The 26,147-nt window shown below is 65.8% G+C and carries 25 protein-coding genes; 6 read left to right on the plus strand and 19 right to left on the minus strand.

Annotated elements, in window-relative coordinates:
- Window positions 1-240 precede the first annotated feature (240 nt).
- The 8 genes from HV770_RS32290 to HV770_RS32325 all read right to left on the minus strand — a co-directional run bounded on the left by HV770_RS32290 (window position 241) and on the right by HV770_RS32325 (window position 10,362).
- A complete protein-coding gene (locus tag HV770_RS32290) occupies window positions 241-2,016 on the minus strand; it encodes a methyl-accepting chemotaxis protein (RefSeq protein WP_175165558.1) in 1,776 nt (591 codons plus the stop codon).
- A gap of 485 nt (window positions 2,017-2,501) precedes the next feature.
- On the minus strand, window positions 2,502-3,434 hold the full coding sequence (gene rbsK, locus HV770_RS32295) for a ribokinase (protein WP_175165559.1): 933 nt from the start codon (window positions 3,432-3,434) through the stop codon (window positions 2,502-2,504).
- Window positions 3,435-3,480: 46 nt separating this feature from the next.
- Window positions 3,481-4,521 carry a LacI family DNA-binding transcriptional regulator gene (locus tag HV770_RS32300; protein ID WP_175165560.1) on the minus strand — a complete coding sequence of 347 codons (1,041 nt, stop codon included), beginning with the start codon at window positions 4,519-4,521 and terminating at the stop codon, window positions 3,481-3,483.
- A 142-nt stretch (window positions 4,522-4,663) separates the two neighbouring features.
- The gene (locus tag HV770_RS32305) at window positions 4,664-5,731 is read right to left on the minus strand and encodes an ABC transporter permease (protein WP_175165561.1); all 1,068 of its coding nucleotides are present in this window, start codon (window positions 5,729-5,731) and stop codon (window positions 4,664-4,666) included.
- Entirely contained in the window at window positions 5,728-7,323 is a 1,596-nt protein-coding gene (locus HV770_RS32310; RefSeq protein ID WP_175165562.1) for a sugar ABC transporter ATP-binding protein, read from the minus strand. The genes HV770_RS32305 and HV770_RS32310 overlap by 4 nt, the downstream gene beginning before the upstream one ends.
- 317 nt (window positions 7,324-7,640) lie before the next feature.
- Entirely contained in the window at window positions 7,641-8,603 is a 963-nt protein-coding gene (locus tag HV770_RS32315) for a sugar ABC transporter substrate-binding protein (RefSeq protein ID WP_175165563.1), read from the minus strand.
- Between the two features lie 361 nt (window positions 8,604-8,964).
- Entirely contained in the window at window positions 8,965-9,942 is a 978-nt protein-coding gene (gene corA, locus HV770_RS32320) for a magnesium/cobalt transporter CorA (RefSeq protein WP_175165564.1), read from the minus strand.
- A gap of 186 nt (window positions 9,943-10,128) precedes the next feature.
- Window positions 10,129-10,362 (minus strand): hypothetical protein, encoded by a 234-nt coding sequence (locus tag HV770_RS32325; RefSeq protein WP_246291405.1) that lies wholly within the window; start codon window positions 10,360-10,362, stop codon window positions 10,129-10,131.
- A 249-nt stretch (window positions 10,363-10,611) separates the two neighbouring features.
- Between HV770_RS32325 and cydX the strand changes: the two genes are divergently transcribed.
- Complete coding sequence (cydX, locus tag HV770_RS32330; RefSeq protein WP_175165565.1) at window positions 10,612-10,761, plus strand: cytochrome bd-I oxidase subunit CydX; 150 nt, start codon at window positions 10,612-10,614, stop codon at window positions 10,759-10,761.
- The gene (locus HV770_RS32335; RefSeq protein WP_175165566.1) at window positions 10,758-11,378 is read left to right on the plus strand and encodes a P-loop nucleotide/nucleoside kinase family protein; all 621 of its coding nucleotides are present in this window, start codon (window positions 10,758-10,760) and stop codon (window positions 11,376-11,378) included. The genes cydX and HV770_RS32335 overlap by 4 nt, the downstream gene beginning before the upstream one ends.
- 169 nt (window positions 11,379-11,547) lie before the next feature.
- Here the strand turns inward: HV770_RS32335 and HV770_RS32340 are convergent, their stop codons facing one another.
- The 3 genes from HV770_RS32340 to HV770_RS32350 form a co-directional block, all read right to left on the minus strand.
- On the minus strand, window positions 11,548-12,645 hold the full coding sequence (locus tag HV770_RS32340) for a saccharopine dehydrogenase family protein (protein WP_175165567.1): 1,098 nt from the start codon (window positions 12,643-12,645) through the stop codon (window positions 11,548-11,550).
- A 252-nt stretch (window positions 12,646-12,897) separates the two neighbouring features.
- Window positions 12,898-13,356, minus strand: a complete 459-nt coding sequence (locus tag HV770_RS32345) for an Lrp/AsnC family transcriptional regulator (RefSeq protein WP_175165568.1) — start codon at window positions 13,354-13,356, stop codon at window positions 12,898-12,900.
- Window positions 13,357-13,461: 105 nt separating this feature from the next.
- Window positions 13,462-14,346 (minus strand): LysR family transcriptional regulator, encoded by an 885-nt coding sequence (locus tag HV770_RS32350; RefSeq protein WP_175165569.1) that lies wholly within the window; start codon window positions 14,344-14,346, stop codon window positions 13,462-13,464.
- Window positions 14,347-14,532: 186 nt separating this feature from the next.
- On the opposite strand from HV770_RS32350, the gene HV770_RS32355 reads away from it, so the two are divergent.
- The gene (locus HV770_RS32355; RefSeq protein WP_175165570.1) at window positions 14,533-15,048 is read left to right on the plus strand and encodes a Spy/CpxP family protein refolding chaperone; all 516 of its coding nucleotides are present in this window, start codon (window positions 14,533-14,535) and stop codon (window positions 15,046-15,048) included.
- Window positions 15,049-15,402: 354 nt separating this feature from the next.
- Complete coding sequence (locus HV770_RS32360; RefSeq protein ID WP_175165571.1) at window positions 15,403-15,837, plus strand: PGDYG domain-containing protein; 435 nt, start codon at window positions 15,403-15,405, stop codon at window positions 15,835-15,837.
- Between the two features lie 80 nt (window positions 15,838-15,917).
- On the opposite strand, the gene HV770_RS32365 is transcribed toward HV770_RS32360, so the two are convergent.
- From HV770_RS32365 to HV770_RS32400, 8 genes are all read right to left on the minus strand, one after another.
- A complete protein-coding gene (locus tag HV770_RS32365) occupies window positions 15,918-16,283 on the minus strand; it encodes a DUF3022 domain-containing protein (RefSeq protein WP_175165572.1) in 366 nt (121 codons plus the stop codon).
- Between the two features lie 84 nt (window positions 16,284-16,367).
- Window positions 16,368-17,186 carry a YhfC family intramembrane metalloprotease gene (locus tag HV770_RS32370; protein ID WP_175165573.1) on the minus strand — a complete coding sequence of 273 codons (819 nt, stop codon included), beginning with the start codon at window positions 17,184-17,186 and terminating at the stop codon, window positions 16,368-16,370.
- 60 nt (window positions 17,187-17,246) lie between these two features.
- On the minus strand, window positions 17,247-18,401 hold the full coding sequence (locus HV770_RS32375; protein ID WP_175165574.1) for a LacI family DNA-binding transcriptional regulator: 1,155 nt from the start codon (window positions 18,399-18,401) through the stop codon (window positions 17,247-17,249).
- 194 nt (window positions 18,402-18,595) lie between these two features.
- The gene (locus HV770_RS32380) at window positions 18,596-19,561 is read right to left on the minus strand and encodes a 2-hydroxyacid dehydrogenase (protein ID WP_175165575.1); all 966 of its coding nucleotides are present in this window, start codon (window positions 19,559-19,561) and stop codon (window positions 18,596-18,598) included.
- Window positions 19,562-19,566: 5 nt separating this feature from the next.
- On the minus strand, window positions 19,567-20,862 hold the full coding sequence (locus HV770_RS32385) for an MFS transporter (protein WP_175165576.1): 1,296 nt from the start codon (window positions 20,860-20,862) through the stop codon (window positions 19,567-19,569).
- A gap of 101 nt (window positions 20,863-20,963) precedes the next feature.
- Entirely contained in the window at window positions 20,964-21,980 is a 1,017-nt protein-coding gene (locus tag HV770_RS32390; RefSeq protein ID WP_175165577.1) for a sugar kinase, read from the minus strand.
- Window positions 21,977-22,792, minus strand: a complete 816-nt coding sequence (locus tag HV770_RS32395; RefSeq protein ID WP_175165578.1) for a sugar phosphate isomerase/epimerase family protein — start codon at window positions 22,790-22,792, stop codon at window positions 21,977-21,979. Before HV770_RS32395 ends, HV770_RS32390 begins: the two co-directional genes overlap by 4 nt.
- A gap of 252 nt (window positions 22,793-23,044) precedes the next feature.
- Complete coding sequence (locus HV770_RS32400) at window positions 23,045-23,953, minus strand: LysR family transcriptional regulator (RefSeq protein ID WP_175165579.1); 909 nt, start codon at window positions 23,951-23,953, stop codon at window positions 23,045-23,047.
- 116 nt (window positions 23,954-24,069) lie between these two features.
- On the opposite strand from HV770_RS32400, the gene HV770_RS32405 reads away from it, so the two are divergent.
- Together HV770_RS32405 and HV770_RS32410 are read left to right on the plus strand one after the other, a co-directional pair.
- Complete coding sequence (locus tag HV770_RS32405; protein ID WP_175165580.1) at window positions 24,070-25,179, plus strand: YeiH family protein; 1,110 nt, start codon at window positions 24,070-24,072, stop codon at window positions 25,177-25,179.
- Between the two features lie 157 nt (window positions 25,180-25,336).
- The gene (locus HV770_RS32410; protein WP_175165581.1) at window positions 25,337-26,074 is read left to right on the plus strand and encodes a glutathione S-transferase; all 738 of its coding nucleotides are present in this window, start codon (window positions 25,337-25,339) and stop codon (window positions 26,072-26,074) included.
- Window positions 26,075-26,147: the final 73 nt, after the last annotated feature.

The raw sequence follows: 26,147 nt of genomic DNA on the forward strand, positions 1-26,147 counted from the left end.
GCCGCAACAAGGATGGCCTCGCCCGTCAATGTACCGGATCGCGACACGCGCCAGGGGCGCGACCGTCCGCGCAAACGTTAGTTGATGCGCACACCATAAAAAAAGACCGCGGATGCCTGGGTAATCGCGGTCTTTGCGGGGGTGAGGCGTTCATTCATAGCGAAGTATCGTGGGCGGATGCCTCGACGGGAATGAATGTTGCGAAAATATGCGGGTTCGGCCGGAAGCGCCCGGAGCCGGTTAGAACGTCTCCCAATCCTGGTCGCCGCCAGCGCTTGCGGTCGCGTTCGACGTTGCCATCGCTTTGGCCGGAGCGCGCGCTGGCGCAGCGGCGGCTTGCGGCGTCGCGCCTGTTGCAGCCGGTGCCTTCACCGTGGCACCGGCGAACGAGGCCTTGCGCGCAGGCGCAGCCATCGAGCGCACCGGCGTTGCCACACGAGCGGGCGCGATATGCGCCGGCGCCTTATAACCCCCTTCCTCGAGCTGGAACACGGCGACCGCCGTGCGCAGCTTGCCCGCCTGATCTTCGAGCGAGGACGCCGCCGCAGCGGCTTCCTCGACCAGCGCCGCATTCTGCTGCGTGACTTCGTCCATCTGCGTGACCGCGCGCGCGACCTGGTCGATGCCGCCGCTCTGCTCTTCCGACGCCGCCGCGATCTCGCCCATGATGTCGGTCACGCGCCGCACCGCGCCGATGATCTCGGTCATCGTACGGCCCGCTTCGTCCACCAGCGCCGAGCCCGACTGCACCCGCTCGACCGACGTGTCGATCAGTTCCTTGATCTCCTTGGCCGCCGCCGACGAGCGCTGCGCGAGGCTGCGCACTTCGCCCGCCACTACCGCGAACCCGCGCCCCTCTTCGCCGGCGCGCGCCGCTTCGACGGCCGCGTTCAGCGCGAGGATGTTGGTCTGGAACGCGATCCCTTCGATGATCGAGATGATGTCCGCGATCTTCGCCGAGCTCTGGTTGATGTCGCCCATCGTGCCGACCACCTGGCCTACCACCGCGCTGCCCTTGTTGGCGATCTCCGAGGCGTTGGCCGCGAGCGCGCTCGCCTGGCGGGCGTTGTCGGCGTTCTGCTTGACCGTGCCGGTCAGCTCTTCCATGCTCGACGCGGTTTCCTGCAATGCCGAAGCCTGCTCTTCGGTGCGCGAGGACAGATCGATATTGCCGGCTGCGATCTGACGCGTCGCGGTCGCAATCGATTCGCTGCCGCTGCGCACGGTACGCACCGTTTCGGTGAGGCTGCGCTGCATTCTGGCGATTCCGTCGAGCAGTTGCCCCATTTCGTCGCGCGACGTCACGATCACCGGACGGCGCAGATCGCCGGCGGCGATCGCGTCGAAATGGCCGAGCGCTTCATCGAGCGGCCGGGCGATCGCGCGGCTCAGCGTCCGGTAGGAAAACGCCGCTGCCAGCACGCCCACGACCAGGGCGCCGAGGCTGACCATACGAAACACGTCGAAACTGCCCTGCGCATCCTCGTAACCGCTTTTTGCCGATTCGAACTGCAACTTGCGCACTGCATCGTCGGCGATAGAGAGCTCGTTGTAGGTCGCCTGCAGGCGCTTGGCGCCGTCGATCATCTTGCTCGGATCGTTCGCCGCGACAATTGCCGCAAAGGCGTCCATCTCGCGATGCAGCGTGTCGCGTTTGGCGGCGATGTCCTGCGCGAGGCGGTCTTCGTCGGCTTCGCGCGGCAGATCGAGATACTTTTTCCACCACATGTCTGACGTGGTGCGCATCACGCGCGCGCGCTCGAGCGTCGCCCCGACTTCGGGCGTGCCGGCCATGAACGCGGCCCGGTCGAGCGCGAGGCGCTCGCGCGCCGCGTACAGCTCTGCGTTGCCTATATTGACCGCGCTCGGCATGGCATCGGTGAAGGTGTTCTTATAGGCGTCGTTCGAACGGCTCATGCCGAACAAACCGAAAACGCCGATGGCGACCAGCAGCGCGGCGAGGAAAGCCATCGTGAGGCCAATCCGTGCCTTGATCGTAATGCCTTTGTTCAACATGCTCGTTCGTTCCCTGGTGCCTGGCAAATGAGAGACTGCGTGCGCAGCGCTTGTAACGTGTGGCGTCTGCGTTCCGGCACTTTTCGAAGAAGCGCTCTAATAACCCCGTTTACGGCAAGGAAAATGCATACTTGAAGCATTTATAAGTATGAAGAAAGGCGTTGTAAGCAATTTGGAGGGTGTTTCGAGATCCACGAATGAACGCGGTGGCGCGCGGATTGCCCGGGCGACCTTGCCAAGTTGGGGCGATTCGGTGTAGGGGCGCGAGCACCCTTGTTTTAACCGCGCGCCGGCAGATTTTTACGTCAATCAGGAAGAATGACCGTCCCGGCAATGGCGCCGACGGGCGGCGGGAAGGAAGAGGAAGAGCGGGCGAATGCGGGGAGCAGCGCCGCACACCCCGTGCAACACTCGAACGAGGCGACACACGTGGCACGCGGATTCCACACAATACCGCGCGCGTGACGCAGCGCCGCGTTGCGCTATCAGTCAGAAGCGCCCAGTTCGGCGCGCGTGGGAATCGACGGCTGCGCGCCGGGGCGTGTCACCGAGAGTGCCGCGGCGCGCTGCGCAAAACGGATCGCGGTCTCGACGCTCGCGCCCTGCGCGAGCTGCGCTGCAAATCCGCCGATGAAGGTATCGCCCGCCGCGGTCGTATCGACAGCCTTGACCTTCGGTGCTTCGTACAGCGTCGCGGCGGCCGCGCCGTCGAGCGTCGCCTGCACACCGCGCGCACCCAGCGTCACCAGCACGTTGCGCGCACCGGCCGCGCGCAGCGCGGCGGCGGCCTTGGCGGCGTCCTCGGGGGTGTCGACCGGCAAACCGGTCAGCGCCGCCGCTTCCAGTTCGTTCGGAATCAGATAGTCGATCAGCGGCAGCCAGTCGGCGGGCAACGGCCCCGTGGCCGGCGCGGGATTCAGGATCACCGTCTTGCCGAGCCGCCGCGCGGCGGCCAGCGCCGCGCGCACCGTGTCGGGCGGGGTTTCGAGCTGGCAGATCACGACCTCGGCGGCGGCCAGCACAGGCTCGTGACGGGCGATGGTCTCGGGCGTCACCTCGCCGTTGCTGCCCGCGACGATCACGATCGCGTTCTGGCTCGCATCGTCGACGATGATCAACGCGACCCCGGTCGCGGCCTTGCCGGTTTCAAGCGCCGCGCAGTCGATGCCTTCCGCTTCGAGCCCTGCGCGCAACTGCACGCCGTTGCCGTCCGCGCCGACGCAGCCGAGCATCGACACCTGCGCGCCGAGCCGCGCGGCCGCGACCGCCTGGTTGCCGCCCTTGCCGCCCGCGACCTGCGCGAATGTACGGCCGGCGAGCGTCTCGCCGGGATGCGGCAGACGCGGCGCGCGCGCGACGAGATCCATGTTCAGGCTGCCGACCACCGCCACGCGTGAGCGCGTTTCGTTACTTGCCACCACTGCCTCCTCGATTGCTCGCTGCCGGTCAGTAAGCGCCGCCGGCTCACGCCGCCAGATCACGTTGCGCCGCACCAGCCCAAGTCGCGGTGGATTCACGCACGATCAGCCGCGGCGACACCACGCGCCGACGCCCGGGCGCGCGCGCATTGCCCGCCGACGTTCCGGCGATCCGCTCGATCAGCGTCTGCGCGGCCATATCGCCGAGCGCGCGCACCGACTGTCCGACCGTCGAGAGCGCCGGATAGGTCAGGCGCCCCAGTTCGATGTCGTCGAAACCGATGATCGAGCAGTCGCGCGGCACGCTGATGCCGCGTTCCGCCGCGGCGCGCAGCGCGCCGATGCCCATCATGTCGTTGCCGGCAAAGATCGCCGACGGCTTGACCGTATCGAACAGTTGTGAGGCGCCGCGATGGCCACCCGCGCCCGAAAAATCGCTTTCGACGATCGCCCCCGACGCAATCTCGATACCACGCTCGGTCATCGCGCGAATGAAGCCGTGCACGCGCATCGCACTGACCGCCGTCTGAACCGGTCCGGTGATGCAGCCGATCCGCACGTGCCCCAGTTCGAGCAGGTGACGCGTCGCGATATAAGCGCCCTTCTCGTGGTCGATCTGCACGAGGTCGGCGTTCAGCCCTTCGATATTGCGGTCCACGATCACCAGTGGCTCGTGCGCGTCGGCGAGCGTTTGCGCGAGCACCGCGTCATCGCCGGCAGACGCGACGATCAGCCCGTCGATGCGCTTTTCCTGCAGCACGCGCAGGTAGTTGCGCTGCTTGGCCGGGTCGTCGTCGGAGTTGCAGAAGAACACGCAGTAGCCGTTGCGCGCGCAGCCGTCTTCGATGCCGCGCGCCAGCTCCGCGAAGTACGGATTGGTGGCGTTCGGCACCACCAGCCCGATCGTCGCCGTCGCGCGCGCCTTCAACGAGCGCGCCACCGCCGACGGCACATAGTGCAGTTGACGGATCGCGTGTTCGACCTTCGCGCGCACATCGGCCGACACCGGCCGCGAGTTGTTCACCACGTGCGATACCGTCGTGAAGGACACACCCGCCACGGCCGCCACATCCTTGATCGTCGCCATAACCTGTTGCTCCCTGCCTGTTTTTCGCCGGCCGCGCCACCTGGCGACCCGCCGGACGTCTTCCTCGAAGACAGATCCAACCCATGAATACCGATGCTGCACCGCTAATCAGGCTGTCGCTGCCGTTTCGTTTATCTCCGGCTCAGGCGCGCTTGCGCCGGCTCCGATAGGTGTCCAGCACCACCGCCACCACGATCACGGCGCCGGTGATCATCCGTTTGGTCGGCTCGTTCGCGCCGATCTGCGCGAGCCCGGCCGCCAGCACCGAAATGATCAACACGCCGAAAAACGTGCTGATCACGGAGCCGCGCCCGCCCATCAGACTCGTGCCGCCGATCACCACCGCCGCGATCACCTGCAGCTCCACGCCGACGCCCGCGTTCGGGTCGGCCGCTTCCAGGCGCGAAATCTGGAACAGCGCCGCGAGCCCGGCGAGCGCGCCCATCAGCGCGAACACGATCACTTTGTACGGCTTCGGATTGACGCCCGCGAGCCGCACCGCTTCCTCGTTGGTGCCGATGCCGACCAGATAGCGGCCGAATACCGTGCGCGTGAGCACCAGCTGCGCGATCACCATCACCGCGACCGCGATCAGGAACGCCGGCGAAATGCCGAGCGCGATCGGGTTCGACAGGAAGTCGAACGCGTCGCCGATATACGCGGTGCGCGAGTTGGTCATCTGGTAGGCCAAGCCGCGCGCCGCTTCGAGCACGCCGAGCGACACGATGAATGACGGAATCCGCCAGCCCACCGTTACCGCGCCGGTGATCGTGCCGGTCAGCGCCGCCGCGGCGACCCCGAGCAGCGCCGACGGCAACGGCCCCCAGCCCCACTTCAGCGCCGCCACGCTCACCACCGACGCCCCCAGCGCGAGCACCGAACCCACCGACAGATCGATCCCGGCGATGATCAGCACGAACGTCATCCCCACCGACATCACCACCAGATCCGGAATCTGGTTGGCGATCGTGCTGAACGTGTCGTAGGTCAGGAAGTGCGAACTCAGCAGCGAGAACAGTACGATCATTCCGAGCAGCGCACCGGCCAGCCCCAGGTAGTTCGAAAAGCCCAGCCGCGTGCCGGCTGGCTTACCGCTCGCGAGCGGCGCCGACGGATCGGCCGGCGGCACGGCGTTCGCCCCCGCATTAGCCTTGGCCTTGGCCGCGTCCTCTTTGCCGCCCGCCGCGTCGCGCAACGATCGATCGGTCATGACAGACTCCCTGCTTCGTTGGTGTCGGGGGTGTGCAGCAATGCTTCGCGGCTGCGGTAACCGGCGAACGCGGCGGCCAGCAACGCATCCTGCGACCAGCTATCGCGCTCGAATACACCGGTCATGCTGCCCGCTGACATGACGCCGATCCGGTCGCAGATCAGCATCAGCTCACGCAGGTCGCTCGACACGACGACGAGCGCGCGCCCTTCACGAGCGAGCGCCCCCATCAAGCCATAAATATCGAACTTCGCGCCGACGTCGATGCCGCGCGTAGGTTCGTCGAATAACAGCACGCGGCAATCGCGCGCGAGCCAGCGGCCGATCACGACCTTCTGCTGATTGCCGCCCGACAGCTCGCCGACGATCTGCGCCGGCCCCGAGCTGCGAATGCGCATCGCATCGATCTGCTTCTTCGCGAGCGCGTTCTCGCGCTTCGCATCGACGACGCCGTGCCGCGCGACGCTGCCGATATTGCCGAGCGACACGTTGGCGGCGATCGGCTGCGGCAGCAGCAGCCCTTCGCCCTTGCGGTCCTCGGTGATCAATGCGATGCCGACGCGCACCGCGTCGGTCGGCGAGTCGATGCGCACCGCCGTGGGCGGCGCGCCCGGCGTCGCGGCCAGTGCGACCGTGCCGCCGTCTTTAGGGTCCGCGGCGTAGATCAGCCGCATCAGCTCGGTGCGGCCCGCGCCGATCAACCCGCTGATGCCGAAGATCTCGCCCGCGCGCACTTCGAACGACACGTCGCGCACCACCTTGCCGCGCGCGAGCCGGTCTACCTTCAAGAGCGGCGCGCCGATATTGCGCACGCCCAGATCGATTCGCTCGCCGAGTTCGCGGCCGACCATCCACGTGACGATCTGCTCGCTCGTGAGGTTGGCCATCGCGTCGACGTGCACAAGGCGCCCGTCGCGCAGCACCGCGATCCGTTCGGCCACCCGCGCCAGCTCTTCGAGCCGGTGCGAGATATAGACCAGAGCAACGCCCCGCGACTTCAGCCGGCCGATCTGTTCGAATAGCAGGTCGACTTCGCGCGCGGTCAGCATCGCGGTCGGCTCGTCGAGGATCAGCACGCGGCAGTCGTCGATCAGATTGCGCGCGATCTCCACCATCTGCTGATGGCCGATGCCGAGTTCACCGACCAGCGTGTCGGGATCGATCGCGTCGAGGCCGACCTGGGCCATCGCGTGGCGCGCGTTCTCGCGCAGCTTGCGGCGGTCGATCCAGCCGAAGCTGAACGCGCCCGCGCGCGGCAACCGGTTGAGAAACAGGTTCTCGGCCACCGATAGCGTCGGCAGCAGATTCAGCTCCTGCATCACCATGCGCACGCCGAGCGCCTCGGCCTCGGTGCGGCTCGCCGGTGCATAGGGGTCGCCCGCGAGGCGCATCGCGCCCGAGCTCGGATCGACCAGCCCACCGATAATTTTGGAGAGCGTACTCTTGCCGGCGCCGTTCTCGCCGGTCAGCGCCAATACCTCGCCGGCGCGCAGCGACAGCGAGACGTCGGCGAGCACCGGCTCGGCATAGGTCTTGCCGATGCCGCTCACGGACAGTACGACAGGCAAGGCGTCGTGGTCGGTTGAATCCATCGCGATCCTGGTTTCATGGCGCCCGGCGCGAGCGCATGCGCTGATGCGAATGCAGCCGCGTCCAGCCGTCACGCGTCATGCCGGCCCAATGCGCGCAATGCGCAGGCGCTAACTGCCGCGCAACGCTCTCTCGCCGCCCGGCCGCCGTCATGACGCTTATCTCTGGAATTAACGGCGGCTCGGCGGGTTTCTTGAGCGTTTATTGAGCGTTTATTGAACAGGCGCGCAAGCGCGCACCGGGCGCTGCATGGCGGCATGCAGCGGCGTGGGCGCGAATCCGCGGGCCCGGTGCGGCTCCGGGCCCGGTCGAAGCCCGCTTATTTGGTCACCAGAGTGACCGGCGTTTCCACCACGCCCGACAACTGCGACTGCTTCTTGTGCTCGCTGAGCGCCTTCAGCGCGGTGTCGATGCCGAACACGGCCTGCTTGGCCGCGTATTGGTCGGCGGTGGCGAGCACGCGGCCGTCCTTCAGCATCGGCTTGATCGCGTTGATGTTGTCGTATCCGACCACCAGCACCTTGCCCTGCTTGCCCGCCGCACGCACCGCCGAGACCGCGCCGATCGCCATGTTGTCGTTGCCGGCGAGCAGCGCCTTCAGGTTCGGGTACTCATTGAGCATGGCCGAAGCCACCGCGTTGCCCTTGTCGATTTCCCATTCGCCCGACTGCACCGAGACGACCTTCGCGCCGACAGTCTGCATCGCGTCCTTGAAGCCCGCGGTGCGCTGCTGTGCGTTGGTGGTGGTCGACACGCCTTCGATGATGCCTACCTCGTCGCCCGCCTTCAGCCGTTTGGCCAGGTAGTCGCCGACCATCTGCGCGCCCTTGCGGTTATCCGGGCCGACGAACGGCACGTTCAGGTCTTTCGACTTGAGCACGTCCGGATCGAGCCGGTTGTCGATGTTCACGACGATGATGCCCGCGTCCACCGCCTTCTTGACGACCGGCACGAGCGCCTTCGAATCGGCTGGGGCCAGCACGATCGCGTCGACCTTCGAGACGATCATCTGCTCGACGATGCGGATCTGGTTGGCGGTGTCGGTCTCGTCCTTGATGCCGTTGGTGATCAGGTCGAACTGGCCGGGATTGTGTTTCTGATATTCCTTCGCGCCGGTTTCCATGGTCAGAAAGAACTCGTTGGCGAGCGACTTCATCACGAGCGCGACCTTCGGCTTGTGGGCCGGTGCGTTCTGCGCGTGCGCGGCGGAAAACGGCAGCGCGGCGGTGGCGGTGGCGAGCACTGCGGCGGCAAGGATGCGACGGCGGATGCGATGGTTCATGCGTATCTCCGAAGTTTTTCTGGCTCGGGCGGAGCCATATTCTTAGTGGCGCGCAAACGTTTGCGAGGGCTATTCTCAGCGCAGTCGTTTCAGAATGTCAACGATCCGCAGTGGTGCAGTGCACCGGCGCGCCGACTCTGCGGCGGTGCCGGGCGCTCGATCGGTTCTGGCCGGCGCGCGGGGTAAGCGCGCCGGCAGGCAGCGTGTGGCAAGGGTCCCTCGCTCGGTCAGTGCATGGCGGGTTTTGCCACCGGCAGCGAGATGGGCAGCCGGTGGGCCGCCTATGCTGGCCTTTTATTGCAAGTGGTGCAAGCGGGGACAACGCGAGGCGAGTTGTGTCGCGCAACCGCCGGGGGCCGGCTTACAGCCACCCCGCCTTGCGAAAGCGCCTGTACAGCACGAGGTCGACCGTCAGCATGACCGCCAGACACAGCGGATAGCCGAACCTGAAATGCAACTCGGGGATGTTCTGAAAATTCATTCCGTAGATGCCGGCGATCATGGTCGGCACCGCGAACAGCGCCGCAAACGAACCGAGCCGCTTGGTCACCTCGCTCTCGGCGAGCGAGATCATGCCGAGATTGACCTGCACCGCGGTGACGACGATTTCACGCCGCCCTTCGATGGTTCTGACGATCCGCTCCAGATGATCGTAGACGTCGCGGAAATAGGCCTGCATGCCTTGGCAGACGCTCGGAATCCGCCCGCCGGTCAATTTGCTGACGGCTTCCTGCAGCGGCACGATGTGGTGCTGCAGGATCACGAGGCGCCGCTTCAACGAGTAAAGATCCTGGATGATCGCGCGCGACTGCACCGAATTGTTGTAGTCGAAAATACGGTCTTCCAACTCCTCGATCTCGGTGCTCATCGCCTCGATGATCGGGAAATAGCGATCGACGACGTCGTCGAGCAACGCATACAGCACGAACGCCGAGCCCTCCGTCAGCAAACGCGGTTCGCGCTCGCAGCGCGCGCGCACGTTCTGAAAGCCGGCGCGGGTGCCGCGGCGCACCGACAGCACGTAGTTGCGCCCGACGAACACATCGACTTCGCCGATCAGCAACTCGCCGTCGTCGTCCATCTCGACCGTGTGCATCACGGCGAACATCGAGTCGCCATACTCCTCGATCTTGGGACGCTGATGGCCATTTTGCGCATCTTCGATCGCGAGTTCGTGCAGGCCGAACTCGTGCTGCATCACGGACAGCTCGCCCGGCCCCGGCTCTTTCAGCGCGACCCAGACGAAGCACTCGGGCCGCGCCACGTAGTCGCTGATGCTATCGATGTCGATATCGGCGAGCTTCCGACCGTCCTGATAGGCGGCGCAATTGATCAGCATGTTCGGATTACCTTGAAAACGGAAACAGACCGCCCGGCCTCGCCCTGTGCGTATGCCGCGCGTCGGGCCTGCGTTGACGGATGAGCGTAGCCGCCATGTTACGGGGCTGCGCGAAAACGTCACGTATCCAATTGTTAAACCTTGCTGGCAAGCGCTGCAAGCACGGCAAACGCGCATCCCCTGCCGCTACTGCGACACCCTATGCAGCGCGATACGGTGATCTTCGTCGAAAGTGACCGACGCGCGGTTCGTGTCGCGCCGGTCGGCCGTCATCAGAAAGCCTGGTCCACTACCGGATCGAATTGCGTCGACACGCTGATCCGATGCATGCTCGCCGTCGATGTACACGAGCGCATCGCGGAACCGGACGACCACCTCGCGCGAACGTTCGCGGCGCAGATCCACGGCGACTAGCCCCATCGCCGGTTCCGGCATGATAGCAACGCGCCGGCATGGCGCCGGCCTGGCCGAATGGCCAATGTAGGGCCAACCCCGGCCACGCTGGGCCAGCCCTGTCCCCTTGCACGACGCGGCGTTCTTCTTCATGATCGTTGCAAAAGGTCCGGTCCGTGCGGACTGTGCGCGACGGATAAAGCCTCGGTTGGAGCGCGTGCCGCGATGGCGAGCCGGTATCCCCGCTTCGCCGGACCTGCGAGCAAGGAGACTGCGATGTGGTATTTCACCTGGATTCTCGGCGTCGGCGTGGCGCTCGCCTTCGGCGTCATCAACGTGATGTGGCTGGAGGCCAACGGCAAGTTCGCGCGTGATCCGCGCTCCGGCGGCACGCCGCCCGCTCCTGACGGAAGCACGCCTTCGTGACCTTCCTGGTTTTCTTTTGCGGCCACGCCGGCACCGGCAAGACGACGGTCGCGAAAAAGCTGATCGGCCCGCTGATGAAAGCGAGCGGCACGCCCTTTTGCCTGCTCGATAAAGACACGCTGTTCGGCGGCTATAGCGCGGCCGCGATGGCCATGCTGAGCGGCGACCCGAACGACCGCGACAGCCCGCTCTTCCTGCAGCATCTGCGCGATCCCGAGTACCGCGGCCTGCTCGACACCGCCCGCGAGAACCTCGAACTCGGCGTGAGCGCGCTGGTGGTCGCGCCGCTCTCCCGCGAAGTGCGCGAGCGGCGCCTGTTCGACCGCGCGTGGCTCGGTGTCGGGGCGGACGTGACGCTGCGGGTCGTGTGGGTGCATACGTCGGACGAAGTCGCCCGGCAGCGGATCGTCGCACGCGCGAATCCGAACGACGCCTACAAGCTCGCGCATTGGGACGAATACCGGCAGCGTCGCTTCGTGCCCAGCGGCGAGACCTGCGACGATCTGCTGATGTTCGACAACACCGCGCCCACGCCTTCGGATGACGAGGCCCTGCTCGCGCGCATCGTCGGCGAACCGCAGCCGGCATCCACGATGGTGCCGCCACTGCCGGTCTAGCAGCGCACGGCACACGGCGGCCAGAAACGGAAAATGCCCCGCATGACGGGGCATTTCCATTTCAGCGGCCCTCTTGCGGGACCTCGGCGCTCTCTCAGTGGCGCACACTAGCACGCCTCACCACAGCCCTCGTTTGCTTCTTACGACCAGGCCGACGACGGCTTGCGCGTCAGGCCGTCGCCAGCGCCCCCAGCGACTGTCCTTCGTACAGTTTGCCGAAGCGGTTCGCGAGGAAGTCGGTGAGCGACACCTGCTCCTGACGCACGAAGCCTCTTTGCGGCAGCTTCTGCTCGCGGAACAGATCGAGCACTGCGCACATCGCGCCGGCCGTGGTGATCTGGATCGCACTCATCGGCACGCCGCACACCGTTTTCGCGAAAATCTTGCGGGTAAACACTTCCTGCACCAGTTGACCGTCGCGCATGCCGCTTACCGTGATGAACACCAGCACGACGTCTTGCGCGGTCGATGGCACCGAACGGCGCATGATGGTCTTCAGCGTGTCGCGGTCGCTGGACAGACGCAGGTCTTCGAGCAGGAACTGCATCAGATTGCGGTGGCCCGGATAACGCACCGACTTGTAGTCGAGCGATTCGACTCGCCCCGCGAGCGTCTCGCACAGCGTCCCCAGGCCGCCGGACGTATTGAACGCTTCGTACTCGGTGCCGTCGAGCGAAAAGTGCTCGAGGCCTTCGAGCGGCTGCACCCACTGCGTGCGGCTGTCGCGGATCGCTTCGCACGGCTGACAGTATTCGTTGATCAGGCCGTCGACGCTCCAGGTCAGGTTGTACTTCAGCGCATTGGTCGGAAACTCCGGCAGTGCGCCGACGCGCATCTTGACATCGCGGATTTCGCTGAAGCGGTTCGCCAATTCGTGCGCGGCAATGCCGATGAAGCCCGGCGCGAGACCGCACTGCGGCATGAACGCGTGCTCGGCGTCATCGGCGATCGCGCGGATCGCGTGGGTCGCGCGCACGTCCTCGGTCAGATCGAAGTAATGCACGCCCGCGCCTTTGGCCGCCGAGGCCACGTTCACCGCAAGGTAATACGGCAGCGCGTTGACGAGCGCGTCGAAGCCTTGCATCGCGGCGCGCAGTGCGGCGGCATCGGCGGAATCGACGCGCCGCGTCGGGATGCCCTGGGCGGCGAGCTTGTCGAGCGCGTGCTGATCGCGGTCGAATGCGACGACGTCGTAGTCGCCGGTTTCACGCAGCATATGAGCGATGGTGTGTCCGATCAGACCTGCACCAACAATGGCTACCTTCATGCGCTTCTCCTTTGTTATGTGTGTGCTGTGCCCAGCTTGACAAGTACGCCACGCTGACGCGCCGCGCCTCGCGGGCTGAACCCTTGAGCAACAGTTTAGGGAGAAGCAAAAACAGTTCATACGCGCAAAATGATGCGTTATGACCATGGGTTTCGACGTTATGACGAAGACATGGGTCGAACTGTCGAAACGATCTAAAAAACATGTAAAAGCTAGCGAATTGGAAGGGCCGCGCGCGTTCCCATACCGCCGTCAAACCATCCCGCGATCGATCTTGCGCGCGAGGATGATCGAGGTCGTGGTCCGCTCCACACCTTCCATGCCGCCGATCTGGTCGAGCAGATCGTTCAGCCGGTCGGGCGAATCGGCGCGCAGCCACGCGACGTAGTCGAACTCACCGCTCACCGCGCACAGCAACTGCACCTCGGGCATCTTGCCAAGACGCTTTTGCACGGACGGTCCGTGCTTGGGCGCGATGATCATGCCGACGTAGGCCATGAGGCTCGAATCGAGCACATCCTGGCCGAGCCGCACGCTATAGCCGGCGATCACGTTGCTGCGCTCCAGCCGCGCGATTCTCGCGATCACCGTGGTGCGCGCCACGTCGAGCTGGCGCGCGAGACTGGCGACGCTTTCGCGGGCGTTGGCTTGCAGCAGTGCAACGAGGTTGCGGTCGAGGTCGTCGAGCTGGTCGAGGCGCGGAGGTCTCATCGGGGGTCTGGGGAAGTGGATGGAGTGGGTCTGTGGTCGAGCGGATTATCGCGCGTCTTTAGCATGGAATGGCGCTGGTGGAACTGCTTGCCAACGCGGCCGCCCTCACGCCCCGAATCGCTCGATCACGAAATCGACGAAGGTGGTGAGCTTGGGCGTGGCCTGGCGATCACGCGGATAGATCAGATGCACGGGCGCGCCGTCGGGCAGATACTCCTCCAGCACCGACACCAGTTCGCCGCTGGCGATCTCGCGCGCGAGCAGCGCCTGCGGCTGCAGCACCAGACCGAAACCGCGCAGCGCCGCCATCTTCAGCGCCTGACCGTTGTTTGCGCGAAAGCGGCCCGCGCGCAGCGGGTTGTGTTCGGTGCTCTCGCCGTCGAGACGCCACAGACCTTCGCGGCCCCAGTGCAGAAAACCGAGGCATTCATGATGGACGAGATCGGCCGGCGTGCGCGGCGTGCCGGCGCGCGCGAGGTACGCCGGCGACGCACAGGCGCGCATCCGGTAAGGCTTCAACGGCCGCGCGACCAGGCTCGAATCCGCCAGTTGACCGATGCGCACCGACGCGTCGAAGCCCTCTTCCACCAGGTCGATGATGCGGTTCGACAGATCGAGTTCGAGACTCACGTCGGGCCACGCGCTCAGATAGTCGGTCATTGCCGGGGCGAAGACTTCGACGCCGTAGGTCAGCGGCACCGTCACCTTGAGCACGCCGCGCGGCGAGGCGGTCATCGCCTCGGCGAGCGACTCGGCCTGCTTCACATCGGCGAGGATGCGTCTGCATTGCTCGTAATACTGTTGGCCTATTTCCGTCAGACTTTGCCGACGCGTGCTACGCGTCATCAGCCGCACGGCCAACCGGCTTTCGAGCGCGCGCAAATGCTTGCCCACCATCGCCGACGAAATGTCGAAGCGCTCTGCCGCCGCCGTCAGGCTGCCCGCCTCGACCACGGCGACGAATATTTCCATGCTGACGAATTTATCCACCGGCTATTTCCCGTTCGTTTCGGTTGTAAGCGTTTGTCGCATTGGAGCCGCATTGTAGGGATATCGTGATACTAATAACGGCCACGGCGAAATCGGGCAGCCGGCCGCCGTGCGTCGCGATGGCTGACGCAACCCGGCCGCTCGCCACACGCCTTGTCCCAATTCGAATAGACATCAGGAGTTTCGATGAAAAAAGCACTTGTCATGCTGGCTACTGCAGTTTCCATGAGCGGCGCGTTCGCACAAACCCCCGCGCCCGCCCCGGCACCGGCGAGCGCCGCCTCGGCGCCCGCGGGCAAGGCCGGCCATGAGCGCAACGTCGAAGATCGCATCGCCTATCTGCACGCGCAACTGAAGATCACGCCCGCGCAGGAAACGCAATGGAATGCCTTCGCCGACGTGATGCGCGGCAACGGCGAGACGATGGGCCAGTTGTTCCAGCAACGCAAGGCCGCGACCAACGTCACCGCGCTCGACGACATGAAGCAGTACGCGACCATCGCGCAAGCGCACGCGGACGGCATGAAGAAGCTAGTCGACGCGTTCGATCCGCTGTACAACAGCCTGTCGCCGGAGCAGAAGAAGCTCGCCGACGCGACGTTCCATCACTCGGACACGGTCGATGGCGGCCATCGTCATCGCCATGGCAAGGGTAAGGTCGGCAAGTCGACGCCCGCTAGCGATGCGATCGTGAAGCCTTAAGCAGCTTGCTTGCGCGTAGCGCGGTGGCTCGCGCTGCGCCTGCCGCTCCTTTGCGGGTGACTTGCATATGCAGTCACCCGGCAGTCACGCACGCCGCGCCTCGCCCGGGTTCCGCCCGACTCCCGCTTCGCTTGTCCGTCACGCGGCAAGTCCTGTCTTACTCCCTCTATGCCGTGATCAAGCTCGCCGATGGCGCCGCGATCCAGCGTGTCGCGCGTGCAAAAGCAGCCGGTCGCCAGATGCATCTGGCATGATGCGGGTTCGCGGCATCGAGGCATGACGTCCCGATGCACTGCCCCGACGCACGGTCCGCATCGCCGGCACGTCGTCGATATATCCACCCCTACCTGCTTCATGACCGAACTCAAGAATCTCGATCTGCGCACTGACGCGCTCGCTCGACGCGTCGTCAAGGACGAAACCGTGAGCGTCGAATTCGCCGCTGCCGAAGGCGAATTGATGAGCCTCGAAGGCCCGAACCGCTATGGGCGCGGCGACGCGCTGATCACCGGATCGACAGGCGAGCGCTGGGTCGTGTCGCGCGAGCGCTTCGACGCCAAGTACCTTCCCACCGACGCCGCCCTCGCGCACGGCGAAGCCGGCGCATACCGCAACCGTCCCGCCGTCGTACTGGCCAAACAGATGAACGAAGCGTTCTCGCTCGCCCGTTCCGCGGACGGCGACGTGTTGCGCGGTGCCGCCGGCGACTGGGTCATGCAATACGCGCCCGGCGACTATGGCGTGGTCCAGGCCGCGCGCTTCGCGAAGGTATACCGGCTCGCGGACTGAGCCGTTTCACGAGCGGGCCACTGAGCGATCCATGAGCTGGCTCAGGCGATCGCCCGAAGCGAGCGTCTCACACGACTCTCTCAGGCAAACTCGTCGCCGAGGTCCACGGTGACCTCGCGCGGCACCGCTTCGCCATTCGCGTACTGCTCTTCGAGCGAACCGAGGCTCGCTTCGACATACGCGCGCAACACCGCAAAACCTCGGCCGCGCAGCCGCGGCGGCAACGCACGGTAGCGCGCGAGCGCCGCCGGCGTGATCACCACCGTCATCACGATGCGCCGCGCGGTCGCGCCGAAGCGCATCGCTACCCAGTGAATCGCCAGCGTCGGCGTGCCGTCTTCCGCCGCGCGCTGAATGAACTGCGTCTGCTCGGGAAACAGATCGCTGATGACGCGCGCCAGTTCCTCGAACTCGGGATTGGCGCAGTCGTATTGGTAAGCTTCCATGGGGTCCGCCGGACGTGGTCCAGAAGTGGTTCCGAAAAGGGAACCGATTTTAGGCGAGGGCCGGTACTTTAGCGAGACACCGGATCACGCCACCGCTACGGGACGCCGGAAAGTTCTGAACAGCAGACCCGCAACGATCAGCGCGCCCAGCGCATACACCGCGTCCACCGCCGCGAGCGGCACGAGCTGCGCCTGGAACAGCACGGCGGGCACGTCGACGAGCGCGTGCAGGACGATCGCGAGCGGCAGAATGGCGCGCCAGCCCGCGCGCACGCCACGCCACATCAGCACCGACAGGCCGATCTGAAACACCAGCGCAGCCACCCGTTCGAGCGCGAAAATGCCGGCCGTCTGCGGCGTCAGGCTGGCGAGAATCAGGTGGATGCGCATCAACGAATCGGCCGGCAGATTGCTCAGGTAGCCGTCCAGTTCGCCGCGGTTCTCGAACACCGCGAACAGGATCCATTGAATCTGCACCAGCACGCCGACCAGCCACGCTTCCGCGCCGCCATGGCCGAGCCCGTAGGTGAGCGCGGTGCCGTCGTCGGCGCGCGTGGCGTGGGTGGCGGCCGGCGATTTTGCCGCAGCGCGCTTGAGCATCAGCCGCATGCCGATGAACCGCCCCACTTCTTCGCAAATGCCCGCGGCCAGCGCGCCGTACACGACGAAGGCGAGCGGATTCGACAGGAAGGTGGCCGTCGCCGCGTTCCGATGCAGCAGATAGTCGTTCAGCGCGCGCTCGATCACCATCGCGAACAGCGCGAACACGGCGATGCCGGTGATCGCGTCGCGCGGCTTGAGCGCGAGCGGGCGGCGCAGACGCCGGTAGATGAGGAACGGTAAGGCGGCGACGAACAGCGTCGCGACGGCGAGACTCGAGAGGGTAAGCGGTGCAACAACCATGAGTTTCCTTGCGATGACCGGCGCGCACCCGCTGCGCGCCGCAGCCCGCATGATCGCAGATCAGCGCAAAGTTGACGCGCGAACGATCAACTCGCCCGGCAGCAGACAGTCGCGCGCGATGCTTTGAACGCCTTCGATGCGCTCGTGCAGGAACTCGACCGCGCGGTAGCCGATGTCGTAGGTCGGCTGACGGATCGTCGTGATGCCGGCCAACTCGGCCCAGTCGGGGTCGTCGATCGAGAGGAGCGCGACGCGGGCTTGCCAGTCTGCGCCGTAGCGGGCTTTCAGGTGCAAGGCGAGGCGCAGTGCGACGGGGGCGTTGGCGGCGAAGAGCGCGATGCGCGGGAGCGCAGTTGAGTTGCCCGGATTGTCCGCAGGGACCGCGTTGGCCGCGCTGGTTGTGTTCGCTGTATTGGCGGCGTTGGTTGCGTTGGCCGCATCAATGGCACGGTCCAATTGGGCCAGACCGCGCCCGACATCGGCGGCATCCGCGAGATTGAGCACCAGCGTATGTCCGCGTGCGGCGCTTTGAGCGCGCATCGCGTCACGAAACGCGAGCTCGCGCAGTTGCCGCGAGCTGACCTGCTCGAACGGCTGGACGACGAACCAGATGTCCTCGAAGCGCTGCTCCAGCAGATGGCGCGTACCGAGATCAGCCGCGGCCCGGTTGTCGAGCCCGACCATATCGGCGACGAGTCCATCCACCGAACGGTCGACCAGCACCGCCGGAATTCCCCCGCCACCCACTGGCCGCAGCGTTTCCTCCCGCACGCCGAGCGCGTTGACGATCACACCTTCCACCCGATATGTGGTCAGCAGTTGCAGATAGCGGCGCTCCATCTCCACCTCGTTCGCCGCGTGGCAGATCAGCGGCATCAGGCCGAGCGCGTGACACGCCGCCTCCACACCTTGCAGTACTTCGACGGTGTACGGATTCGTCAGATCGGCGAGCAGCATGCCGATCAACCGGTTGCGGCCGCGCTTGAGACCACGCGCCATCTGGTTGGGCTGATAGTCGAGCCGCGCGATCGCGGCTTCGATGCGCGCGCGCAACTCCGGCGACAGCACGCTCATCTCGCCGTTCAGATAGCGGGAGATGCTGGTTTTGCCGGTGCCGGCTTCGCGCGCGACATCGGTAATCGTCGCGCGGCGCGGTAGCGGCTGCTGCTGCGTGGCCGGCGGCGCTTCACGCGTTGGGTCATCATGTTGGCTCATTCGTCTCGGCCCGCTCGGGGTGGCTCACTCCTGTATTTGATTCACTCGCAGCGGCTCACTCATGTCGGCGCACGGCAGCCGCCCGACGCGTGACGGCCTGCTCGTGTTGACTCAGTCACGTACGCCGGCGCACATCGGCTTGCGCGTCGGCCCACGAACGTCGCTTCCTCTCAAGCGCACGCACGCAACCGAACTTACTTACCCAACACGTCCCGATTGACGACATTCACCGTCAGCGTCCCGTCGAGCGCCGCAACCAGATTCTCCGCGGCATTACGCGCCATCGCGTGGCGTGTCTCATGAGTCGCCGAGCCGATATGCGGCAGCGCGACCACATTCGCCAGCTTCAGCAAAGGCGAGTCGGCCGGCAGCGGTTCGGTATCGAACACGTCGAGCCCCGCGCCGTGAATCGTGCCGTTTTGCAATGCTTCGACCAGTGCCGGTTCATCGACGGTCGCGCCGCGCGAGGCATTGATCAGGATCGCGCTCTTCTTCATCGACCGAAGTTCGGCCGCGCCGATCATATGCCTCGTCTCGGCCGTGAGCGGCACCTGCAGGCAGACAAAATCCGAAGTCGCCAGCAGTTCCGCCAGTTCGACGCGCCGCGCGCCATACGCCTGTTCAGCCTGCGGATTCGCGCTGCGATTGGTGTAGAGCACCTTCATGTTGAAGCCGAGTGCCGCGCGTCGCGCGACCGCGCCGCCGATCCGTCCCAGCCCGACGATGCCGAGCGTCTTGCCCTGCACGTCGACGCCGAACTGGGCCGCTCCGATGCTGTCGCGCCACTGCCCCGCCTTCACCCATTCGGCGAGTTCGACGACCCGGCGCGCCGACGCGAGGATCAGCGAAAATACGGTGTCGGCGGTGGACTCGGTCAGCACGTCCGGCGTGTGCGCGAGCACGATGCCGCGCCGCGTGAGATCGGCGACGTCGAACTGATCGAAGCCCACCGAGATGGTCGAGAGCGCTTTCAGACGGCTCGCGCCTTCGAGCATCGCCGGCGTGACTTTCACACTCGCGCCGATGCCGCCATCGGCATCGCGCAACGCGGCGACGAACGCGTCGTGCTGCGTGGGATCGACCTGCACCACTTCAGCATGCTGTTGCAGATACGCGAGCACATCTTCGGGCAGCGACTTCCAGGCGACGATCTTCTTCATGAGCTTTATTTTCCTTGCAGCGGTGTGGTGAGCGTGGGTGTTGCCGTTGAGGCGTCCGTCCGCGGCTGCGGCTTGACGATCAGCGTCAGGATCACCGCGGCGATCAGCGCCACGCTCATGAATGCATACGACGCGGCGGGCGAACCGGTGGCGCCGTTCAGATAACCGACCACGTACGAGCCGACGAACGAACCGAGTGCGCCCATGCTGTTGATCAGCGCCATCGCGCCGCCCGCGACGTTCTTCGGCAGCAGCTCGGGCACGATCGCGAAGAACGGACCATACGGCGCGTACATCGCGCCGCCCGCGATCACCAGCATGGCGTACGACAGCCAGAAGTGCGTGGAGCCGAGCGCGTACGACGCCGCGAACGCCACCGCGCCGACCAGCAGGAACGGCCACACGAACACTTTACGGCGGTTGAGTTTATCCGATGCCCACGAAGCTGCAAGCATCGCGATGGTCGCGGCGAGATACGGCAGCGCCGACAGCCAGCCGGTTTCGACCATGCCGAGCGTCGAGCCGTTCTTCAGGATCGACGGCAGCCACAGCACGAAACCATACACGCCGATGCTCCAGCAGAAATATTGCGCGCTCAGCTTGATCACCGCGGGCGTGCGGAACGCTTCGCTGTAATTGCGCACCGGTTTGATCGCGGCCTGCTCGGCGCGCAGCGTTTGCGCGAGGTCATCCTTCTGCTGCTGGGTAAGCCACGAGACCTGCTGCGGCTTGTCCTTCACGAGGAACCACCAGCACACCGCCCAGACGATCGCGGGCGCGCCCTCGGCGATGAACATCTGCCGCCAGCCGAACGAATGGACGAGATAGCCCGACACCACCGACATCCACAGCACCGTCACCGGATTGCCGAGAATCAGGAAAGTGTTGGCGCGCGAGCGCTCGCTCTTGGTGAACCAGTTGCTGATGAAGATCAGCATCGCGGGCATCACGGCGGCTTCGACGACGCCGAGCACGAAGCGAATCACCATCAGCGACGGGATATTGCTGACCATGCCGGTGAGCGCCGCGCAGCCGCCCCACAGGATCAGGCTCCAGAACACCAGCTTCTTGACGCTGCGGCGTTCCGCGTAGATCGCACCGGGAATCTGGAAGAAGAAATAGCCGAGGAAGAAGAGCGCGCCGATCAGCGACGACAGCCCTTTACTGATGCCGAGATCCTGGTTGATGCCGGCGGCCGACGCGAAGCCGAAGTTCGCGCGATCGAGATAAGCAAGGCTGTACGTGATGAATACGATCGGCATGATCGTCCACCAACGGCGAATCGCAAGTGATGAGGTCATGAGTGTCTCCTGCTTCCTGAAACAACAATGGACGGTGCTGGGGCGCTGTCGAGCGCTCTTGCTGTTATCGAGGCGGCCAGATGCGTGCGGATAAGGCGCGGTCAGGCCGCAGTTGCAATGCGCGCAGCGCCGGCCGATGCGACGGCCTTAGCCGCATCCACATCGCCCCGTTCGAGCGCATCGAGCTCGGCGCGCTGCGGCAACCCTTCCGAATCGCCGATCACCTGGATCGCCAGCGCGCCGATGCGGTTGCCGCGCGCGACCGCTTGCGGCAGCGTCCTGCCTTCGAGCAGCGCGCTGACCACGCCGACTGCGAAGCCATCGCCCGCGCCGACCGTGTCCACGACTTTGGCAACCGGCTGACCAGTGATCACGCCGGCTTCGTCGGCGGTGCGGAAGTACGCGCCCCGCGCACCGAGCTTGATGATTACGCCGCGCGCGCCGCGCTCCAGATAGAAGCTGGCGATGTCTTCCGGCTGCGTGTAGCCAGTCAGGATCTCGCCCTCGCCGATACCGGGCAGCACCCAGTCGGCCAACGCGGCGAGCGCGTTCAGACCTTCGACCATCGCCGCGCGCGATGGCCACAGCGTCGGGCGCAGGTTCGGGTCGAACGAAATCGTCTTGCCCGCCGCGCGCATTTCACGCGCGAGATGAAACGCGAGTTCACGCGAACTCGCCGAGATCGCGGGCGCGACGCCGGTCAGATGCAGGTGACGGGCGGGCAGCACATAGTCGGCGGCATAGTCGGCGAGCGACAGATGGCTCGCCGCCGAACCCTTGCGGAAGTATTCGACCGCCGGGTCACTGCCGTCGTCGTTTTTCGATTTCAGCTGGAAGCCGGTCGGATAACGTTCGTCAGTGCTGACGCAACGCTGGTCAATGCCCTCGCGGGTCAACGTGTCGCGCACGTACTGGCCGAACGAATCGTTGCCGACGCGGCTCATCCAGCCCACCTTGAAGCCGAGCCGCGCCAGACCGATCGCCACGTTCAGATCCGCGCCAGCGATGCGCTTCGTAAATTGCCCGACGCCCGCGAGCGGGCCGGTTTCGGCGGCGACGAACATGGCCATCGCCTCGCCGTAAGTGATGACATCGAGTGCTGCGGCTGGGGTGCTCATGCGTGGCTCCTGGGTGTTGCCTTTGCTGCGGATTCTGTCGACACGGCGGCCAGCCATCCGACGTAATGCGCCGCGTCCGCCTCGAGGCGGCTTGCATCGAACGGAAACTCGATGCCGCGCGGCACATCGCGCGGCAAGCGCTCGAGCACCGCGATGAAGCGCTCATCGTCCGCCGCCGGGGCGGCGGGAAAGCGCCGCGCTCCCTCGCCCACCGTCGTCTTGCAATGGATATAGTCGACGTGCAGTGCCAGCAGCCGGGCGGCATCGAGCGGCGCGACGCCGCGCCACGCCCAGTTGCCGATGTCGAAAGTCATGCCCAGCAAACCGCCGCGGCCTTCGCGCGCCAGCGCGTCGAAGAGGCCGGTGAATTGCGCGAGCGAGCCGCCTTCTGCCAGTTGCCCGTTCTCGACGACGAGCCGCACGTGCGCGCCATCCATCTGCGCAGCAATCGCCGCGCCGTGCGCGTCACCGGCGAAGCCGCCGAGTTGCAGCTTGACGACGCGCGCGCCGAGCGCCGCCGCTTCGTCGAGTGCGAGACGCAGGGCGGCGACGTCGAGCCGGCCGTCCGAGGTGTACAGCAACGCGGGCGTCGAATAGACGGCCCACAGGCCCAGCCCGACGAGCGCCTCGCCGAGCGCGCGCAGGCGCGGCGCAGCGGCGTCGGCCTCGTCGGCGAACAGTTCGCGACGCACTTCGAAACCCGCCGCGCCGGCCCGTTTGCTCGCTTGCGCCCACTTCAGATGACCGCCCGCGCGGACCGCATCCACCCCGAATGCGCTTGCGACGATCACGATGTCTACTGCTTGAGTCATGGCGAATTTACGCGGTTCCATAAGTTTAACGACCATTGGAACCGGTTCCAGATGAATTTCGAAAAAAAGCGCCGAGGCGCTTGCGATGTCCGAATACTGCGCTGGAACGCTTGGCCCGCACCATAGAGGAAATCCCCAGGCTTATCGGGCATGGTTGAGGCACGGAACGCCCGTGGCGAGGGATCGACGCCAAGCGACGCCGCGAGCGGGACCGGCCATCGCCGCACGGTGCGACGTCGGCGTAGCAGGCACTCAGCCCCCGTCCGCGAGACACAGTGCGAGAAACTCTTCCACCACCCGCGACGGCGCACTCGCATATGGCACGAGGATCGACAGCCGACGCGTCAGCGGCTCCGGGCTCAGCGACAACATGCACAACGCGCCGTTCTCGTGACGCATCGACATCGCGGAGACGAAGCCGATCCCCATGCCGGCCCGCACCGCCTCCTTCACCCCTTCGACGCCGGCAATCTCCAAGACGACCCGCATCGGCACGCCCGCCCGCGCGAACGCGCGCTCGACGCTCTGCCGCACGCCGGAGCCCGCCTCGCGCAACACCAGCGGATGCGTACCAAAGGCCGCCAGTTCCACGCGGCCGCATTCGCCCTCCGGTGCTTCCTGCACCGCATGCGCGAGCGCATGCGAGCGCGGCACGATCGCGACGATCTCGTCCTCGCGCCACGCGTGCACGGCGGTGTCCGGCGGCAGATCGGTGCCGACGGGCCCTTCGATCATCGCGATGTCGACCGAGCCGAGCGCGCCGACGATCTCCGTAGTGTTGCCGTCGGCGGTATGCACGCTCACGTCCGGATAGCGCCGATGGAAATCGGCGACCAGATACGGCAGCAGGTAGCTCGCCGGCGTCGTGCTCGCGCCGATTCGCAGCGTGCCCTGCTCCAGACCGCGCAGCGCGTCGCGGTACGCGTGCGCCTGGCGCCACGTTTCACGCAGCCGCGTCGCATAGTTCGCCAGTTGCTCGCCGGCGGGTGTCAGCCGCACGCCGCGGCCGTCGCGCTGGTAAAGCGGCTCGCCGAATTCGTCCTGCAACTGCCGCAGTTGCCCGGAAACCGCCGGTTGCGACAAATGCAGCGCCACGGCCGCCCGGCTGATGTTGCGGTGTTCGGCGACGGCGGCGAACGTTATAAGCTGATCGGGGGTCATGGATTAGAAATATCGGCGTGTCTGATACTTCACATTCTAAATCATGATTTTTCATATCGATATATCTAATTTAGGATTAGCCCCATCGAATTCCGTCAGTCATCAAGGACTGCACTATGTCCACCACACCCGTGCCACTTCACGCAGCGACGCCCGCCGCCTCACCCGCCGTCGCGCATTCCACGCGCGGACAGCTCAATGGCGTCCTGTTCGTCGCGCTGTTCGCCGCTGCTGTGACCCGCATCGCATCGATTCCCGCGATTGCCGGTCTCGGCCTGAGCCCGCTGATCGTCGGCATCGTGGCCGGGGCCATTTACGGCAACGCGCTGCGCGACGGCATGCCCGCGAGTTGGGCGGCCGGCGTCAATTTTTCGGCGCGCAAGCTGCTGCGCATCGCGGTCGCGTTCTTCGGACTGCGCGTGAGCCTGCAGGAGATTGCTCAGGTCGGCCTGCCCGGCCTTGCGGAATCCGTGCTGATCGTGGTGAGCACGCTCGTCCTCGGCACGTGGGCGGGCATGAAAATCATGAAGCTCGACCGTGATACGGCGCTCCTGACCGCCGCCGGCAGCGCGATCTGCGGCGCGGCCGCGGTGCTCGCGTTCGAGTCGACGCTGCAATCGAAGCCGCACAAGAGCGCGATGGCCGTGGGCAGCGTGGTGCTGTTCGGCACGCTGTCGATGTTCCTCTACCCGGTCCTGTTCAACGCGGGCTGGCTGCATCTCGACACGGTCGGCGCGGGCCTGTTCTTCGGCGGCACGATCCACGAGGTGGCGCAGGTGGTCGGCGCGGCCAGCAACGTGAGCCCGGAGGCGGAGCACATCGCCACCATCGTCAAGATGACGCGCGTGATGCTGCTGGTGCCAGTGCTGCTCGTGGTCGGCATGTGGGTGAACCGCTCGGCGCGCCGCGCCGCGGCGACGGACTCCCAGGACGGGTCGCACGAAGCTGCCCCGCGCAAGCTGGCGATTCCGTGGTTCGCGCTCGGCTTCCTCGCCTGTGTCGTGATCAATTCGCTGCACGTCCTGCCGGACACCGCGACCAGCACGCTCAACACGCTCGACACCTTCGCGCTGACGATGGCCATGACCGCGCTAGGCATTGAAACGCGCATCGCGCAGATCCGTCAGGCCGGACCGCGTGCGTTGACCACCGGCCTGATCCTGTATGTCTGGCTGATTGCCGGCGGACTGGGGATTACATGGACCGTCCAGCACCTGCTCGGCTAAACCGTCCCCGCCTTCGAACCCACCCCGCCGCGCGCGGGGTTTTGCGCATTCCGGCGACCCATCGCGCGCGCTGGCGCGGCATACTGGTTGCTGGCGCTACCTGCTCCTGCAACCCGTTCATGCTGCACGCATGAACGACCGGAATGAGGATCAACCGATGAGCCTGGAACTTTACTATTGGGACGGCCTGCAAGGCCGCGGCGAATTCGTGCGGCTCGCCCTGGAGGAAGCCGGCGCCGACTACGTGGAAGTGGCGCGCGGCGACGAGTCGGAAGGCCTCGGCACGGGCGCGATGATGCAGTTGATGAAAAGCCGCGACGAGCCATATCCGCCGTTTGCGCCGCCGTTTCTGAAAGACGGCGATCTGGTGATCGCACAGACTGCCAACATCCTGTTCTATCTCGGTCCGCGACTGAACCTCGCGCCGTCGGTCGACAGCTTGCGCTACGTCGCCAACGGCCTGCAACTGACGATCGCCGACGTGGTCACCGAAGCGCACGACACGCACCATCCGCTCGCGAGCGGCCTCTATTACGAGGACCAGAAAGACGCCGCCAAAGTGCGCGCGCACGACTTCATCGACAACCGGATTCCAAAGTTCATGTCGTATTTCGAGCGCGTGCTGAAGCAGAATCCGGCCGGCGATACCTTCATGGTGGGCGACGCGCTCAGCTACGTGGACCTGTCGATGTTCCAGCTGATCGACGGCCTGCTCTACGCGTTTCCGCGCGCGCTCAAGCGCTTCGGCGAGCACTATCCGCGCCTCGCCGCGTTGCACGACGCGGTGATCGCGCGGCCCAACATCGCCGCGTATCTGAAGTCGGAGCGGCGCATCGAACACAACGAGGCCTGCATCTTCCGGCACTACCCGGAACTCGACAAGGCGGCGACTTGAGCCGCGCCGCTTCCCTTCGCCCAGCCCGAGCAACGCGCCCGCTGTCCGCAGCGGGCGCGTTGCTGTCGCCGTG

It is taken from the genome of Paraburkholderia fynbosensis, assembly GCF_902859935.1.
Lineage (GTDB): Bacteria > Pseudomonadota > Gammaproteobacteria > Burkholderiales > Burkholderiaceae > Paraburkholderia > Paraburkholderia fynbosensis.

What these genes read in the sequence shown, in the direction of transcription:
- HV770_RS32290 (WP_175165558.1), bottom strand. Translation starts at nt 2,016, where the DNA reads ATGTTGAACAAAGGCATTACGATCAAGGCACGGATTGGCCTCACGATG.
- HV770_RS32300 (WP_175165560.1), bottom strand. Translation starts at nt 4,521, where the DNA reads ATGGCGACGATCAAGGATGTGGCGGCCGTGGCGGGTGTGTCCTTCACG.
- HV770_RS32305 (WP_175165561.1), bottom strand. Translation starts at nt 5,731, where the DNA reads ATGACCGATCGATCGTTGCGCGACGCGGCGGGCGGCAAAGAGGACGCG.
- HV770_RS32310 (WP_175165562.1), bottom strand. Translation starts at nt 7,323, where the DNA reads ATGGATTCAACCGACCACGACGCCTTGCCTGTCGTACTGTCCGTGAGC.
- HV770_RS32315 (WP_175165563.1), bottom strand. Translation starts at nt 8,603, where the DNA reads ATGAACCATCGCATCCGCCGTCGCATCCTTGCCGCCGCAGTGCTCGCC.
- corA (WP_175165564.1), bottom strand. Translation starts at nt 9,942, where the DNA reads ATGCTGATCAATTGCGCCGCCTATCAGGACGGTCGGAAGCTCGCCGAT.
- HV770_RS32325 (WP_246291405.1), bottom strand. Translation starts at nt 10,362, where the DNA reads ATGGGGCTAGTCGCCGTGGATCTGCGCCGCGAACGTTCGCGCGAGGTG.
- cydX (WP_175165565.1), top strand. Translation starts at nt 10,612, where the DNA reads ATGTGGTATTTCACCTGGATTCTCGGCGTCGGCGTGGCGCTCGCCTTC.
- HV770_RS32340 (WP_175165567.1), bottom strand. Translation starts at nt 12,645, where the DNA reads ATGAAGGTAGCCATTGTTGGTGCAGGTCTGATCGGACACACCATCGCT.
- HV770_RS32345 (WP_175165568.1), bottom strand. Translation starts at nt 13,356, where the DNA reads ATGAGACCTCCGCGCCTCGACCAGCTCGACGACCTCGACCGCAACCTC.
- HV770_RS32355 (WP_175165570.1), top strand. Translation starts at nt 14,533, where the DNA reads ATGAAAAAAGCACTTGTCATGCTGGCTACTGCAGTTTCCATGAGCGGC.
- HV770_RS32360 (WP_175165571.1), top strand. Translation starts at nt 15,403, where the DNA reads ATGACCGAACTCAAGAATCTCGATCTGCGCACTGACGCGCTCGCTCGA.
- HV770_RS32365 (WP_175165572.1), bottom strand. Translation starts at nt 16,283, where the DNA reads ATGGAAGCTTACCAATACGACTGCGCCAATCCCGAGTTCGAGGAACTG.
- HV770_RS32370 (WP_175165573.1), bottom strand. Translation starts at nt 17,186, where the DNA reads ATGGTTGTTGCACCGCTTACCCTCTCGAGTCTCGCCGTCGCGACGCTG.
- HV770_RS32375 (WP_175165574.1), bottom strand. Translation starts at nt 18,401, where the DNA reads ATGAGCCAACATGATGACCCAACGCGTGAAGCGCCGCCGGCCACGCAG.
- HV770_RS32380 (WP_175165575.1), bottom strand. Translation starts at nt 19,561, where the DNA reads ATGAAGAAGATCGTCGCCTGGAAGTCGCTGCCCGAAGATGTGCTCGCG.
- HV770_RS32385 (WP_175165576.1), bottom strand. Translation starts at nt 20,862, where the DNA reads ATGACCTCATCACTTGCGATTCGCCGTTGGTGGACGATCATGCCGATC.
- HV770_RS32390 (WP_175165577.1), bottom strand. Translation starts at nt 21,980, where the DNA reads ATGAGCACCCCAGCCGCAGCACTCGATGTCATCACTTACGGCGAGGCG.
- HV770_RS32395 (WP_175165578.1), bottom strand. Translation starts at nt 22,792, where the DNA reads ATGACTCAAGCAGTAGACATCGTGATCGTCGCAAGCGCATTCGGGGTG.
- HV770_RS32400 (WP_175165579.1), bottom strand. Translation starts at nt 23,953, where the DNA reads ATGACCCCCGATCAGCTTATAACGTTCGCCGCCGTCGCCGAACACCGC.
- HV770_RS32405 (WP_175165580.1), top strand. Translation starts at nt 24,070, where the DNA reads ATGTCCACCACACCCGTGCCACTTCACGCAGCGACGCCCGCCGCCTCA.
- HV770_RS32410 (WP_175165581.1), top strand. Translation starts at nt 25,337, where the DNA reads ATGAGCCTGGAACTTTACTATTGGGACGGCCTGCAAGGCCGCGGCGAA.